The sequence below is a fragment of the Rhizobium aureum genome (assembly GCF_030182495.1).
Taxonomy (GTDB): Bacteria; Pseudomonadota; Alphaproteobacteria; order Rhizobiales; family Rhizobiaceae; genus Rhizobium; species Rhizobium tropici_C.
Map to the genome: position 1 here is coordinate 194,926 of NZ_JAQJCI010000008.1, position 13,974 is coordinate 208,899.

Annotated in this window: 10 protein-coding genes; 5 read left to right on the forward strand and 5 right to left on the reverse strand. The window is 59.4% G+C overall.

Annotated features, from left to right (window positions below):
- Window positions 1–6 precede the first annotated feature (6 nt).
- Both PH552_RS20055 and PH552_RS20060 read left to right on the forward strand, forming a co-directional pair.
- A complete protein-coding gene (locus tag PH552_RS20055; RefSeq protein WP_112345100.1) occupies window positions 7–1,536 on the forward strand; it encodes an FGGY-family carbohydrate kinase in 1,530 nt (509 codons plus the stop codon).
- Between the two features lie 59 nt (window positions 1,537–1,595).
- A complete protein-coding gene (locus PH552_RS20060) occupies window positions 1,596–3,338 on the forward strand; it encodes a glycerol-3-phosphate dehydrogenase/oxidase (RefSeq protein ID WP_112345101.1) in 1,743 nt (580 codons plus the stop codon).
- 9 nt (window positions 3,339–3,347) lie between these two features.
- Here PH552_RS20060 and fba read toward each other — a convergent pair whose 3' ends face one another.
- A complete protein-coding gene (fba, locus tag PH552_RS20065) occupies window positions 3,348–4,412 on the reverse strand; it encodes a class II fructose-bisphosphate aldolase (protein WP_285166259.1) in 1,065 nt (354 codons plus the stop codon).
- A gap of 473 nt (window positions 4,413–4,885) precedes the next feature.
- Between fba and PH552_RS20070 the strand changes: the two genes are divergently transcribed.
- The 3 genes from PH552_RS20070 (at window position 4,886) to PH552_RS20080 (ending at window position 7,345) form a co-directional block, all read left to right on the forward strand.
- A complete protein-coding gene (locus PH552_RS20070) occupies window positions 4,886–6,022 on the forward strand; it encodes a mannitol dehydrogenase family protein (protein ID WP_112345103.1) in 1,137 nt (378 codons plus the stop codon).
- A 147-nt stretch (window positions 6,023–6,169) separates the two neighbouring features.
- Window positions 6,170–7,180, forward strand: coding sequence for a zinc-binding alcohol dehydrogenase family protein (locus PH552_RS20075; protein ID WP_112345104.1), 1,011 nt, complete (start codon window positions 6,170–6,172; stop codon window positions 7,178–7,180).
- Window positions 7,181–7,345, forward strand: a complete 165-nt coding sequence (locus PH552_RS20080) for a hypothetical protein (protein ID WP_285166261.1) — start codon at window positions 7,181–7,183, stop codon at window positions 7,343–7,345.
- A gap of 1,384 nt (window positions 7,346–8,729) precedes the next feature.
- On the opposite strand, the gene lysA is transcribed toward PH552_RS20080, so the two are convergent.
- The 4 genes from lysA to PH552_RS20100 form a co-directional block, all read right to left on the reverse strand.
- Complete coding sequence (lysA, locus tag PH552_RS20085; protein WP_112345106.1) at window positions 8,730–9,974, reverse strand: diaminopimelate decarboxylase; 1,245 nt, start codon at window positions 9,972–9,974, stop codon at window positions 8,730–8,732.
- A 107-nt stretch (window positions 9,975–10,081) separates the two neighbouring features.
- On the reverse strand, window positions 10,082–11,263 hold the full coding sequence (locus tag PH552_RS20090) for a PLP-dependent transferase (RefSeq protein ID WP_112345107.1): 1,182 nt from the start codon (window positions 11,261–11,263) through the stop codon (window positions 10,082–10,084).
- A 15-nt stretch (window positions 11,264–11,278) separates the two neighbouring features.
- Complete coding sequence (locus PH552_RS20095) at window positions 11,279–12,646, reverse strand: MATE family efflux transporter (protein WP_112345108.1); 1,368 nt, start codon at window positions 12,644–12,646, stop codon at window positions 11,279–11,281.
- Complete coding sequence (locus tag PH552_RS20100; protein WP_112345109.1) at window positions 12,643–13,800, reverse strand: GNAT family N-acetyltransferase; 1,158 nt, start codon at window positions 13,798–13,800, stop codon at window positions 12,643–12,645. Before PH552_RS20100 ends, PH552_RS20095 begins: the two co-directional genes overlap by 4 nt.
- Between the last annotated feature and the right edge of the window lie 174 nt (window positions 13,801–13,974).

The window sequence follows — 13,974 nt, forward strand, 5'->3', positions numbered from 1 at the left end:
TCGAGAATGCCGAGTCTGCTCGGAATTGACAGCGGCTTGACCGTCACCAAGGCCGTCATCTTCGACGTCGATGGAACGCCGCTTGCAGTCGCCCGCCGCCGCGTAACCCAGTTCATGCCGAAAGCCCGCCATGTCGAACGCGACATGGACGAACTCTGGGCCCGGACGGCCGACGCCATTGCCGAGGCGATCAAGCTCAGCAACCGTCCTGCCAGCGATATTCAGGCGATTGCCGCCACCGCTCATGGCGATGGCATCTATCTGCTGGACAAGACAAGAAAGCCGCTCGGACGCGCCATCCTCTCTCTCGACAGCCGCGCCGGATCAATCGTGGAACAATGGCTGAAAAGCCCGCTCGCCGACGAAGCCCTGACACTCACAGGCCAGATGCCACACGTCTCGGCGCCATCGGCGCTGCTTGCCTGTATCAGGGCCAATGAGCCTGAGCGATTCGCAGCGATAGGACATATTCTAAGCTGCAAGGACTGGCTCCGCTTTTGCCTGACTGGCGTTGCCGGTACCGACCGTACCGAAGCAAGCACCTCCTTCACCAATGTCTCGACACAGGATTATTCCCCGGATGCGCTGAAGCTCTTCGGCGTTGCCGAGGTGACGGGCGCCTTGCCGCCTGTCTCGCGATCCGACGAAATTGTAGGATACGTGACCGAAGCCGTCGCGAAGCGGACGGGCCTTGCCGAAGGCACGCCTGTCGTTGCCGGCCTGCATGATGTCACCGCCTCTGCGCTTGGGGCCGGCGGCTACGCAGCCGGCGTCGTCGCCGTCATAGCCGGCACCTATTCGATCAACGAAACGCTTTCCTCAGAACCGCGCGTCGACGGCCGCTGGTTCTGCCGGAACGCCATCGCGCCGGGGCAATGGAACAACATGTCGATTTCGCCCGCGTCATCGGCGAATTATGAATGGTTCCTGGACAAGCTCTGTGCCAGCGAAATTGCAAGCGCCGAGGCAGCGGGCCAGTCGATCCACGCCGTGCTCGGCCCCGAGATCGAGGCAGCGTTCAACCGGCCGTCGAGCGCGCTCTTCCACCCCTATCTCTTCGGCTCGCCCTTTGGTGCCGATGCCAGCGCCAGTTTCTTCGGACTTGGTGGCTGGCATGATCGCGGCGACATGCTGCGAGCGGTTCTCGAAGGCATCGCCTTCAACCACAAGATTCACGTCGATGCCTTAAGTGACGGTTTTTCCTTCGATCAGGCAAGATTGGCGGGCGGCGTGTCACGCAATCCGATGGTCGTACAGATGTTCGCCGACATTTTCGCCATGCCCGTCACCGTGACGGAAACCGATGAAGCTGCGGCCTGGGGTGCTGCCCTTTGCGCCGGCGCCGGTATCGGTGTCTACGCTACCCCGCAGAGCGATCCGCGCGATGTCGGCAAAATCGCCAGGACCTATCACCCGGACCCGGCCCGTAGCGCCGATTATCGTATCCGTTACGAGCTTTTTCGCGACATCGCCGAAGCAATGACACCGCTCTGGCCGCGGATCGGCAATCTCGCAACCCAGCACTCCCAAGGCTAAACCTAAATTGCACCGCGCAGGCAGCATCTGTCGCGGCAGTTCACCAGGACAATGATGTTATGACCGATATGGCCGCCGATCTGAAACAACGCTTCTCTCAACTTCAAGACGGAGATGTCGATGTTGTCATCCTCGGCGCCGGAGTCAACGGTGCCGGCCTGTTTCGCGATCTGTCGCTGCAGGGCATAAACTGCCTGATCGTCGATAAATCAGATTTCGGCTCGGGAACGAGTGCAGCGCCATCCAGGCTGATCCATGGTGGCCTGAAATATCTGGAAACCGGCGAATTCGGCCTGGTTGCGCAATCGGCGCTTGAGCGAAACCTTCTGCTCAAGAACGCGCCGCATTGCGTCGAAGCACTGCCGACCTTCGTGCCGATCTTCTCATGGACACGCGGCATCTGGGCAGCCCTCCGCACGCTGACGGGCTCGGCCACCGCCCCGCGCAGCCGTGGTGCCTTGCTTATCAAGATCGGGCTTGCGCTCTATGACTTCTTCGGTTCGCGCAACCGTGTCATGCCGCGCCACCGGTTCCTTTTAAAGCGCCGGGCGCTGAAGGAAATGCCGCATGTGACACCCGAGATCGTGGCGGGCGGCATCTATTACGACGCCAAGATCAGCCGGCCGGAACGGCTGGTCTATGAGTTGGTCAACGACGGACTGGAGGCGAACAAGGCTTCATTGGCGACAAATTCGACCCGGCTCGTTTCTGCTGCCGATGGCGTGCTGACCTTCCAGCGCGCGGACGGCTATGCTTTTTCGGTCAAGCCGAAGCTCGTCGTCAATGCCGCAGGCCCCTGGATCGATCACGTCAACGCCGCTCTCGGCGCACCGGCCCATCTGATCGGCGGCACCAAGGGATCGCATATCCTGCTCGACCATCCGGAGCTGGTGCGCAGCCTGAACGGCCATATGATCTATTTCGAAGCCGATGACGGCCGTATCTGCCTTGTCTACGGCTATCTCGGCCAGGCGCTTGTGGGATCGACCGACATCCCTTGCGACGATCCCGACAATGTCCGCTGCGAAGAGCCGGAGATCGATTATTTCCTCGACAGCGTCAGGTCGCTGCTTCCGAGCCTTCGCTTCGACCGCGATCAAGTGACCTACAGCTATAGCGGTATCCGCCCCCTACCCGCCTCGGACGCCTCTTCGCCGGGCCTGATCAGCCGCGATCACTCCGCACCGGTCTTCGAGCCGCAGGCCGGACGTCCCTTCCCCATCATCTCTCTGGTCGGCGGCAAATGGACCACATTCCGCGGCTTTGCCGAGGAAGTGGCCGATATCGTGCTGGCACGCCTTCAGCGTGGCCGCAAGACATCCACGGAGCGTCTTGCGATCGGCGGCGGCCGGGATTTTCCGGTCAATTCCAATGAGCGGGCGAGCTGGATCCGATCGGTCGCCGCAAAGACCGGGGCCGAGGCAAGCAGAGTGGATGAGTTGCTCGGCCGATACGGCACGACGGCAGCGGCAATCCTCGCCTATCCTTCAACCTATAGCGACAGTCAGCGCATCAGCGGCGCGCAACGTCATAGCGCGCTCGAGATCGATTGGATCGCCCGGCAGGAGATGGTCGTTCATTTGTCAGATATCGTCTTCCGCCGCACGACCATGGCGATCGAGGGCCTGCTGACCATCCAGGGTTTACGGGAAATCGGCGCGATCGCCGCAGCCGCCCTGCAGTGGGATGCGCAGCGACTGGCCAAGGAGATCGACGATGTCGTTGTATCGCTATCGAAATTCCACGGCCAGACGCTGAGCGAAGACAGCGTGCGCCGGGCGGCAGGCCCGGCTATGCGCTGATCATCTGGCTCAGGAGAAAACCGGATCGAGTGAGCCGGACGTGTAGCGCCTGGCCATCTCGGTGACGGTCAACGGCCGGATGCGCAAGGCGTGTCCGGCTGTTCCGAACTGCTCGAACCGCTCCTTGCAGAGCTTCGTCAACGCCGCCATGGCCGGCTTCATATATTTGCGGGGATCGAACTCGCTTGGATCCTCCTGCAGCACCCGGCGGATCTGGCCCGTCATCGCCATGCGGCCATCGGTGTCGATGTTGATCTTGCGCACGCCGTTCTTGATGCCGCGCTGGATTTCTTCGACCGGCACGCCCCAGGTCGGCTTCATCCGGCCGCCATATCTGTTGATGATCTCCTGCAACTCCTCAGGAACCGAGGAGGAACCATGCATGACGAGATGCGTATTGGGCAGCTTGCGGTGGATCTCCTCGATCACGTTCATCGCCAGCACCGAGCCATCCGGCTTGCGCGTGAACTTATAGGCACCATGCGAGGTTCCCATGGCGATCGCCAGCGCATCGACCTTGGTCTCGCGCACGAATTTGACCGCCTCGTCCGGGTTGGTGAGCAACTGGTCGTGGGAGAGCTTGCCTTCGGCGCCATGACCGTCTTCAGCCTCGCCCATGCCGGTCTCCAGCGAGCCGAGCACGCCAAGCTCGCCCTCAACGGAAATGCCACCGAGATGCGCCATGTCAGTCACCGTCTTTGTCACGCCGACATTATAGTCCCAATCGGCCGGGGTCTTGGCATCCGCCTTCAGCGAACCATCCATCATCACCGACGTGAAGCCAGCCTGGATCGCCGTCATGCAGCTCGAAGGATCATTGCCGTGATCGAGATGCACGCAAACGGGAATATGCGGATAGATCTCGACGACGGCATCCATTATGTGCTTCAGCATGATGTCGTTGGCATAGGCCTTGGCACCTCTCGACGCCTGCATGATCACCGGCGCATCGACGCCATCGGCCGCTTCCATGATGGCGAGCGCCTGTTCCATATTGTTGATATTGAAAGCGGGAACGCCGTAGCCGTTTTCAGCGGCGTGATCGAGCAATTGCCTTAAGGTGATACGTGCCATTCAATTCTCCCCTGGCCCTGATGGGCGGTCAAAATCGCGCGGACAACGCCGGTGAGCGGTTACAGAAACAGAATGCCGTCGATACCCGACCTCGTCTCCAAGGATTAACAAACCAGCGCTCCTGCCGCGCCAGCATTCATAACAAATAAAAATAACAAAATCACAGTTTTTATGACATTTTTTTGTGACTCCATAAGAAAATTGCCTTGGATTATGGCGGCCCATTTCGAATTCCGCGAAGATAGATCACTCGATCTCCCGCCGCGAACTCAAGCCGCGACTGGATTCCGCCTGCGCCGCCCTCACTTCAAACGGCGACGTTCCGTCATTTGCTTATCGATATAAAAAACATTTGACGACTGATGGCCTAGCTGTTTTCTATGGATAAAAAACAAACGCTGACTGGACTGGTGAATATTGGCACTCTCCCATCCAGCGTTATCAATCAACATCGAAGGTAGGAGCAGCCTGGCGTGAGCTCGCGGATCATTCAATTCGGCACCAGCCGGTTTCTGCAGGCCCATGCGGCATTCTTCGTGCATGAGGCAAGACAATCAGGCCAGGATGTCGGCCCCATCACCGTCGTTCAGGTTTCCGGCGCCAGCAGCCGCAGCGGCCGCGTCGGCGCCTTTGGCAATGCGGAAGGATATCCGGTCATCATTCGCGGCATGGAGGGCGGGCAGCCCGTCGATCGCACCGTGCAAGTGACCAGCGTCGATCATGGTCTCTCCGCCCTCGAACACTGGGACGAATTATCGAAGCTCTTTGCCGAGGAAGCCGAATTCGTCATCTCCAATACCGGCGATACCGGCTACCAGACATGGCCGGAGGAAGATGGTTTCGGCGCGGCTCGTCAGGTGCCGCGCTCCTTCCCAGCCAAGCTAGCCGCGCTGCTTGTCAAGCGCTGGCAGATATCGGCTCGCCCCCTGGTCATTCTTCCCTGCGAGCTGGTGACAGGCAATGGCCGCATCCTGAAGCAGGCGGTGATCGACTGCGCCAAGCTCAACGCTTTACCGGCGGAGTTCTTCACCTGGCTCGACGAGCATGTCGCCTTTGCCGAGACCCTGGTCGACCGTATCGTTTCCGAACCGATAGAGCCGATCGGCGCCGTTGCCGAACCCTATGCGCTGTGGGCAATCAAGCGCGCCCCGGGCGTCCGCCTGCCATGCAATCATCCGAGCATCGTGCTGACCGACGATCTTGAGCCCTACGAGCGCCTGAAGCTGCATATCCTCAATCTCGGCCATACCGTCCTTGCCGAAATCTGGCAACGCGAAAACCGGCCGGCGGACGAGACGGTGCGCGCCATACTGGCCGACAGGGAAATACGCGCAAGGCTGGATGCGCTCTATCAGAACGAAGTGCTGCCCGGCTTTGCCGCAAACGGCCTGGGTGATGATGCGAAAGCCTATGTGGCAACAACGCTCGACCGCTTCCTCAATCCCTTTCTGGACCATCGCATCGCCGACATCGCTCAGCACCACGGCGAGAAAGTGGCTCGCCGCATTCGCACCTTCCTGGACTGGGCGGACAAGGCAGACGAGCCCTTGGATGCGCCTGTGCTTAAAGAAATCACCGCCCGCTATAGCCCGATTGAAGCGGCGCCATAGGGTGCGGCAAGCGCTCGAAATAGGCGCAGGCGCCGCGAAGCAATGATGAATGAACCGAGGACTGTCGGCTCGCCGTTTTGGGAAAGTCGGCAAGCATACATTTAACACCAGCGGCCGGCATCGCCAGCCTTTCGAGAGTGCATTACCATGAAGACATTGATCTGCAACGAACCCGGCCGGCTCACTCTGATCGAGCGCGATGTTCCGACGCCCGACGAAGGCGAGGTGCTGGTGCGCATCAGACGCGTCGGCATTTGCGGCACGGATTTCCACATCTATCAGGGCAAGCATCCCTTTCTCGAATATCCGCGCGTCATGGGGCATGAGCTATCCGGCACGGTGGAGGATGCAAATGGTTCGAGCCGCCTCAAGAAGGGAGAAAATGTCTATATCGTTCCCTATCTTGCCTGCGGCAAATGCATTGCCTGCCGACGCGGCGTGACCAATGCCTGCCAAAACATCGCCGTGCTTGGCGTACATCGTGATGGCGGCATGACCGAATTCCTCTGCGTTCCCGAGCGGAATGTCATCTCCGCCGGCAAGGCCTCGCTGGAGGAGGCTGCGATGATCGAGTTCCTGGCGATCGGCGCCCATGGCGTCAAGCGTGGCGGCATCACCGCCGCCGACCGAGTGCTCGTCGTCGGCTCAGGCCCGATCGGCATGTCCGCCATCATCTTCGCTAAGGCACGCGGCGCCGACGTCACCGTCATGGATGTCCGCGAAGACCGATTGGATTTCACCACCGCTGCGCTCGGCGCCGATCGGACACTCATTGCCAATGACGAAGCCGAAGCCCATGCAAAACGCCTCACCGACGGCGATTTCTTCGACGTCGTCATCGACGCAACCGGCAACACCAAGGCCATGCAACGCGGCTTCGGCTTCGTCGCCCACGGTGGCCGCTACGTCCTCGTCAGCGTCGTGCGCGACGACATAACCTTCTCCGACCCGGAATTCCACAAACGCGAAACCACCCTCTTCGCCAGCCGCAATGCGCAACCGGACGATTTCGCCGAGGTCGTGAAGCAAATGGAAAACGGCCGGGTGCCAACGAAAGCATTGAACACGCATCGGGGTTCGCTTGATGATGCGCCGACGTTGTTCAACGAGTGGCTGCGGCCTGAGATGGGAGTGATCAAGGCCATAATCGAGGTCTAAATGCTGCTGCTTGGTGGGCTGGTTTTCACCGTTCCAGACGTAATGATGTTGACGCCAATGTTTCACGACAACAAAGCACTGCTTCGCTTCATGACATTTGGCTCGGTGGATGGTCCACAATCAACACTCTCAGGACGCTTTTTACGATACCAAGAGCCTCTTTGACGATGAGCTTTTCAGCTTGAAGCAGGAAAAAGCACTGAATAGGCTACGGCGGGCAGTGATATCGACTTTGCACCTGTGCGCGATGGCTTCGATGCGGAGCGCGAACATAACGGCAGAATCAAAAGAAACGCCATGGTGTAACGGGCTTTCGTTGTGGATCAGCTTGAAAACATCTCGATCGGCTATGATAGCTCGAAAAAGCCGCTTCTCTTTCTGATCCATTAGACCAATAAACCAGATCTCTATTTTCGAGTTTCGAGGCTTTTCGGCCAAGTCACGTCTGGAAGTGTCTCGGTGGTTGATGCCGTTACAGTGGCAAAATGCTACCAACAGACAACCGGAAGGCGGATTGTCACCTATGATGGGATCAAACCACAGCGGTCGAGCGACAGGCCGTCACGCTCGTATTGATTGACGAACTGGAGATAGCGCACGAAAATCTGGTGGCATTTTTGGCGGCAAAGCCCAAGTGTGCCGATCAGTCGCGCGAACTGATGCCTGAGGGCGAGTTCGGCGAGCTCTCCGTTGACATTCCGCTCGAAGAATCCGTGGGGTGCGCCTCAAAGGGTCTAGAAAAAAAGCGGCGGCGGGACAAATACCTAATTTCACCGTCATTACATCGTCATACGAGAGGCCAAAAAACCGTATACTCGCCTGCGTATTGTTGCCTATAATCCTGTGGATTGGCCCCGCGTCGAAAGCAATCTGATAAAGTGTTGAAATCTCTCAAGTGGCGGCGGTAGCCACCTTGCCAGCTTCTCGGCAACCCATACGCTTCGACAGTCTGCTGAAGTACGATTTGGCGAGCAGATACTCAAGGCATTGCCCCTGCAGTCACAAAAGAAAGTCCGACGACCAGAGTTTCTTGTCGGATGACCTTCGCTCGCCATTGTCGCTATCAAGCGACAAGGAAATGGACCAACCCAAAAGTAGTTCTTCCAGCCCGGTATTCAGTCGCTTTCATCCGTAGTTCGAAATGTCGAATCGGTGACAGCGGGTCCAGTGCGGGCCACGACAGGGCTGGGAACCGCGACGATCCGAACGTTTGCTCGAACGCGACCACATGTTCCTAGAAATTAAACAGGTTGGAACTCTTCAGTGCAACTTCATGACTGCCCGCGAAAAAATGCTCGCTCGTCGCATCATGCTAACGCTTCTGCCAATCTTCGGCGTCTTAAGCATTTTCGCGCTTTTTACGCTGTCCATGATCGGGTAGGTGCAGATTTAAGAACATCTAATTGCGGCAAAGCGTCATTAAATCCGTCGGCTAAACGCCGTTTTGGGGATAGCAGGGTGACGCTTTGCAAAGCTTTGGATGCTAAGATGGTCTATTGCCTTGCAAGGCGGCCTCTGACGGCACCTAAAGGCAACGGCATGGCTCTCGCTATACCTTCTCCAGCATCAACAGCTCGTCCAACCTCTGCCGCCTACGGATCAATCGGTGGGCAGCGCCGTCTATAAGCACCTCGGGTGCATAGAGGCGGCTGTTGTAGTTCGATGACATTGTCGCCCCGTAAGCGCCGGCGCCGTGGAATAGGAGATAGTCGCCGACATGGGCTTCCGGGAGATCGCGGGTCTCGACCGTGCCGGTGTCCGTCTGCGTGAAGACATCGCCGGATTCGCACAAGGGACCGGCAACGACGGTCGGGAAAATTTTGCCTGCAGCATTGCGAGGTGCCTTGCCCGGGATCACCGATATCTCGTGATAGCTGCCATACATGGCCGGTCGGGCAAGGTCGCTGAAGCCGGCATCAACAAGCACGAAGCGATTGCGGCCCATCATCTTCACCGCCCTCACTTCCGCCAGCAATACGCCGGAATCCGCGGTCAGGAAGCGCCCGGGCTCGATCTCCAGCCGGATCGGATGGCCGAAATGCGTTTCGATCTCTCGGCGGGCCGCATCCCAGAGCGAGAAATAGTGAGCGGGATCGATCTCCTCCTCACCCTCTTTGTAGGGCACGGAAAGACCACCGCCGGCCGAGATCGCCTCGATATCGACATCAAGCGCACGACAGAAGCCGACCATCGCACCGCAGACACGCTGCAGGTGCCCGTAATCGACGCCGGAGCCGATATGCATATGCAGGCCGACCAGTGTCAGGGAATATTGACGCGTCAGGGCCACGGCCTCGTGCAATTGCTCGAACCAGATGCCGTGCTTGCTGCTTTCGCCACCGGTATTGGTCTTCTTGCTATGGCCATGTCCGAAACCGGGATTGATGCGCAGCCAGACCCTATGGCCCGGTGAGCGCTCGCCGAGCTGATGCAGCATGTCGATGGAGCCGATATTCACTTCGACCTTGTCGGCAACGACGCGATCAAGGGTTGGCCTGTCGAAGACATCGGCGGTGAAGACCAGCTCCGCCGCGCCCGAGGCGCTGCCGGCAGCAAAGCCGGCCCGCATCGCCCGCTCGATCTCGCCGAGCGAGACGGCATCGACATGCACACCCTCCCTGCGCATTTCCTTCAGGATATGAATGTTGGAACAGGCCTTTTGCGCAAAGCGAATGACGTCAAAAGCGGAGAGTTGCGCGATGCGTCGGCGAATTGCGGCAGCGTCGTAGATCCAAAGCGGCGTTCCATATTCGGCGGCAAGCGCGCTTAACGTTTCATTGGAAGGGATGGTCATCTTGTCTCGATCGGGTCAGGGCGGGAATAGATCAACAATGAATAATAATATGGGCGGAGCGGCAGTGCCACTCCACCAGCCTTGCGATGTCAAGGTAAAGAGCCCGCCTAGCGTCTCGTTGCCAAAAGCGCCTGCTCGAGATCGGCAATGACGTCCTTTGCCGCGTGCAGCCCGACATTCAGGCGGATCGTGCGGTCGCTGACGCCGAAGCGCGCGAAAACATTGGTCTCCGGCGAAATGCTGAGCGCTGCCTTTGCCGGCACCACCAGGCTTTCCGGCCCACCCCAGCTGACGCCGATGCGGATAAGGCGTAGCGCGTCGACGAAATCGGCAACGTCGATACGCTCGGAAACCTCGAAGGAAAACAACGCCCCGAAACCACTGAAGGTGCGCTTTCCGGGATGATCGCCGAGTGCCGGATGCATGACATTGGTGACGTCCCCCTGCGCCTGCAGCCAGGATGCCACCTCCAGACCGGCTTCGTGATGATGGCGCATGCGGAATGGCAGGGTCTCGAGATTGCGCAGGACAAGCCACGCTTCGAAAGGAGCGAGCTTCGCACCCGTATAGGGGTAAATTTCGCTGTTGATCCGGTCGATATGCACCTTGGAGCCTACGACGAGACCAGCCACGGTATCGCTCTGTCCGCCAAGATATTTCGAGGCGGCGTGGATGACGATATCGATGCCGACGGAGAGCGGCTTCTGGTAGAGCGGCGTTGCCCAGGAATTGTCGACCATGGTCACGACGCCATGACGGCGCGCCGCCTCCGCGATGGCGGTCAGATCCTGCAGCTCGAAAACCATCGAGGTCGGGTTTTCAAGATAGGCAAGCTTGGCGCCCCGAAGCGCTGCGATCATCGCCTCGGTATCCGTGCCGTCGACATAGTCGACGACGACGCCGAAGCGCTTCAGGACCTTTTCGAAGAAGCGGAAGGCATCGCTATAAACGTGCCGTACGGTGACTATACGGTCGCCGGGTCCGACGAAAGCGAGAACCGCGGCAGCAATTGCACCCATGCCGCTCGAAAAGGCACGTGCCTCTTCCGCGCCTTCCATCTCGGCGATCTTGCGCTCCAGAAGCCGCACGGTCGGATTGTCGCCGCGCGAATAGATCGGCTTCTTCGAACGGCCGGCGAACACGTCCTCCAGCTCCTTATAGCTATCGAACAGAAAGAGCGACGTCTGGTAGATCGGCGGTACTGCCGCGTCGAACGGATCGTCGCGCGGCGGCATCAGCGCATCTGGAATGGCGTGTCTGTAGGCATCGAATCTCGGCGTCTCGTTCATGGCATTCCTCTAGGGTCAGGGTTGAAGTGTCGATTGGCCGGCGAGGCTTGGTACATCCACCGGCAGAATGGCGAGCCATTCCCGCCGGGCGACGAAAAGGCCAAGAACGGCGGCGAGGATGGCGGCGGCTGCAGGTGCTGCGGAAACACCGTCAAAACCCATCCAAGGCGGCAGCAGAAGAAGAAGCGGGATTAGCAGATAGCCTTGCGGCGCGAGCCCGACCAGGGCGGACAAGCCGGCCCTGCCCCGCGATTGCAGCATCACCAGCAGTACGGATTGAAAGGCTGCCAGCGGGAAGACCGGAAAGAGTGCTCGCAGCCACGGCACTGCCTCTTCGACGACCTGCAAACTATCGGTGAACAGGTGTGCGATCGGTTCCGCCGCCAGGAACAGCAAGATGGAATAGAGCAATGCGACCGGTATCGTCACAGCCAGCATGAACCGGATGACAGCTTTCAGGCGCTCGGCATCGCCCGCGCCAAAGGCATGACTGACGACACCCTGGGCGCCCAGGCAGAAGCCGAACAACGGAAGCTGCCCCAGAGTCATCAGGCGGATGGCGATCGCAGTCGCGGCCACACCCGTGTCGCCGCCTTGAACCGCGGCCTCCCGCATCAGGACGAGAAAACCAAAGCCGGTCATGATGCTGGCGGCGGCGGCGGGAATGCCGATCCTCGCGATCGGCTGCAACAGCTGCCAACGTATCAGGCCGGCGGTGATGCCAACCGTTCCCCACTTGCGGGCAAAGTAGACAAGATAGCAGGCGAGTGCAGCAATGGACGAAACGACGGTCGCCAGTGCCGCGCCGGAGGCACCAAGCTTGAAGAGGAAAATGAAAATTGGATCCAGGGCGGCGTTCAGGGCGAAGCTGGCAATCAGCACGATCATCGAGAAGCGTGAATTGCCTTCGGCAATCGCGATGAAATCGCAGACTGCCTGCGAAAGCCCGAGCGTTACGCCGAAGGCGAGCAGCCGCCCATAGTCCAGCCCCGGGGCAAGAAGATTGTCGCTTGGGCCGAGTGCACCGACGAAATCGGGCAGCCCGAGATAAATCGGTATGGAGAGGGCTATGCCGAGCGGGATCGTTGCCGCGAGCGCGGTTGTGGCAACCGAGGAAGCGGCTTTCAGATCGCCTTCGCCGAGATGGCGCGCCAAAAGCGTGGCAAGTCCGATGCCAAGCCCCTGCCCAGCCGCCGCGACAAGCAGGAACAGCGGCATGACCAGGCTGATGCCAGCCAGCACATCCGGTCCCAGCGCGCCGAGAAAGATCGCATTGATCGCATGATGGCCGGCGCTGGCGGCCAATCCCGCCACCGCCGGCAAAGCGACCGCCAGAACGAGCCGCATGATGCGCGGATCGTTCATATCGACGGCTGCCTTCATCGCGCTGCATCTCGCGGCAGCGAACCCAGAACAGGCCGGCCATCCTCGCTGGAAAGGCCGGTGAGATCGGGCGACAGCAACCGATCCATAAAGAAGCGTTCGCGCAAAAGCATGACCAGAAGCGCCTTCTTGTGCGGGAACTGGATGTGCTTGACCTTGGCAAAACCCGAACGGTCGAGATTGCGGATCTGCTGAGCATGATGATGGATCGGCTCGCCGACGATGCGCCGGGTGCGCGGATCGGCGAGAAACATGTAATGCATCAGCGATGGCAGCCAGGCGCTGACGAAGGCCTTTCCGCGGAAATCATCCTCGCCGATGGCCACATGCCAGCCGCGGTCATAGCCGTCGGCGTCGTAATGCGGTCCGATCCGGTCTTCCTTCGCCCAATAGAGTTCGAAGTAACCGAAGGGCACACCGCCAAACGTTCCGATCAGCGGCAGAGTGCGCGGATCGGCAAGGCGGCCCGCGATGAAATCCCGGTGATAGGAAAGATCACCACTATCTTCCCATATCGCGGCGACCCTCGGGTCGTTCATCCAGCGATGGAAATGCGGAAGATCGGCCTCGACATCGGCGACATGGAAGCCAAGCTGCGTGTTCAGCCAGGGAATGAAGCGGTTATATACGGAACCGACGGGCTTCGGCGGCCTTTGCGGATGAAGGACATTGTTTGTCAGGACCGGTACTTCCGGATAGGCAGCGGCTCCGCTTCCAATCCAGGGTCTTGCCTGCTGAAAGAAAGATTCGGGGCGCACGATCAAGCGATCGCCGCGACGCTCGATCGCGCCCGCTTCTGTGAGGCGCTTCGCAAGGCCGCCGTCCGCAAGCTCGATCTCGAAGCAAACCAGGTGCGGATTGCATATGAGAATAGCTTCCAAGACGGCGTTGATGATATCCTCACCGGAAGCAGGCGAAGCGGCTGAAGATATGGTGTCAAAGACCAACAGATTGGCGGCGGGCCTCGAGAGAAAGCCCGAGGCGACCTCAAGGCCATCTTGCTCGACGCGGAAACTGCCGGATAGCTGCCCCGGCGACACGATGAGGGGCTGAACACAAGCGCGTGCATGGCTTGCGAACCCCGCTGCCGGCAGGCGCAAATCAAATGATCGCTCCGCCGCCTTTTCGCCCCTCAATGCCACGGAAGCATCCATATTTCTCTCCATATTTCGAAAACCGCACACTCTCTAAAGCGGCAAGCCGTACAGGCGTTCATTCCGCAGTGACGAACGGCGTCAGACAGAATTCAAAATATTTTCCGAAAATATTTTTTGAGATTCCTCTGAATTTCGCCATCGGCCGTTCGTCATGCAGCTACAACAAGGTAA

Coding starts and splice junctions, on each gene's coding strand:
- PH552_RS20055 (WP_112345100.1), top strand. CDS start 7: ATGCCGAGTCTGCTCGGAATTGACAGCGGCTTGACCGTCACCAAGGCC.
- PH552_RS20060 (WP_112345101.1), top strand. CDS start 1,596: ATGACCGATATGGCCGCCGATCTGAAACAACGCTTCTCTCAACTTCAA.
- fba (WP_285166259.1), bottom strand. CDS start 4,412: ATGGCACGTATCACCTTAAGGCAATTGCTCGATCACGCCGCTGAAAAC.
- PH552_RS20075 (WP_112345104.1), top strand. CDS start 6,170: ATGAAGACATTGATCTGCAACGAACCCGGCCGGCTCACTCTGATCGAG.
- PH552_RS20080 (WP_285166261.1), top strand. CDS start 7,181: ATGCTGCTGCTTGGTGGGCTGGTTTTCACCGTTCCAGACGTAATGATG.
- lysA (WP_112345106.1), bottom strand. CDS start 9,974: ATGACCATCCCTTCCAATGAAACGTTAAGCGCGCTTGCCGCCGAATAT.
- PH552_RS20090 (WP_112345107.1), bottom strand. CDS start 11,263: ATGAACGAGACGCCGAGATTCGATGCCTACAGACACGCCATTCCAGAT.
- PH552_RS20095 (WP_112345108.1), bottom strand. CDS start 12,646: ATGAAGGCAGCCGTCGATATGAACGATCCGCGCATCATGCGGCTCGTT.
- PH552_RS20100 (WP_112345109.1), bottom strand. CDS start 13,800: ATGGATGCTTCCGTGGCATTGAGGGGCGAAAAGGCGGCGGAGCGATCA.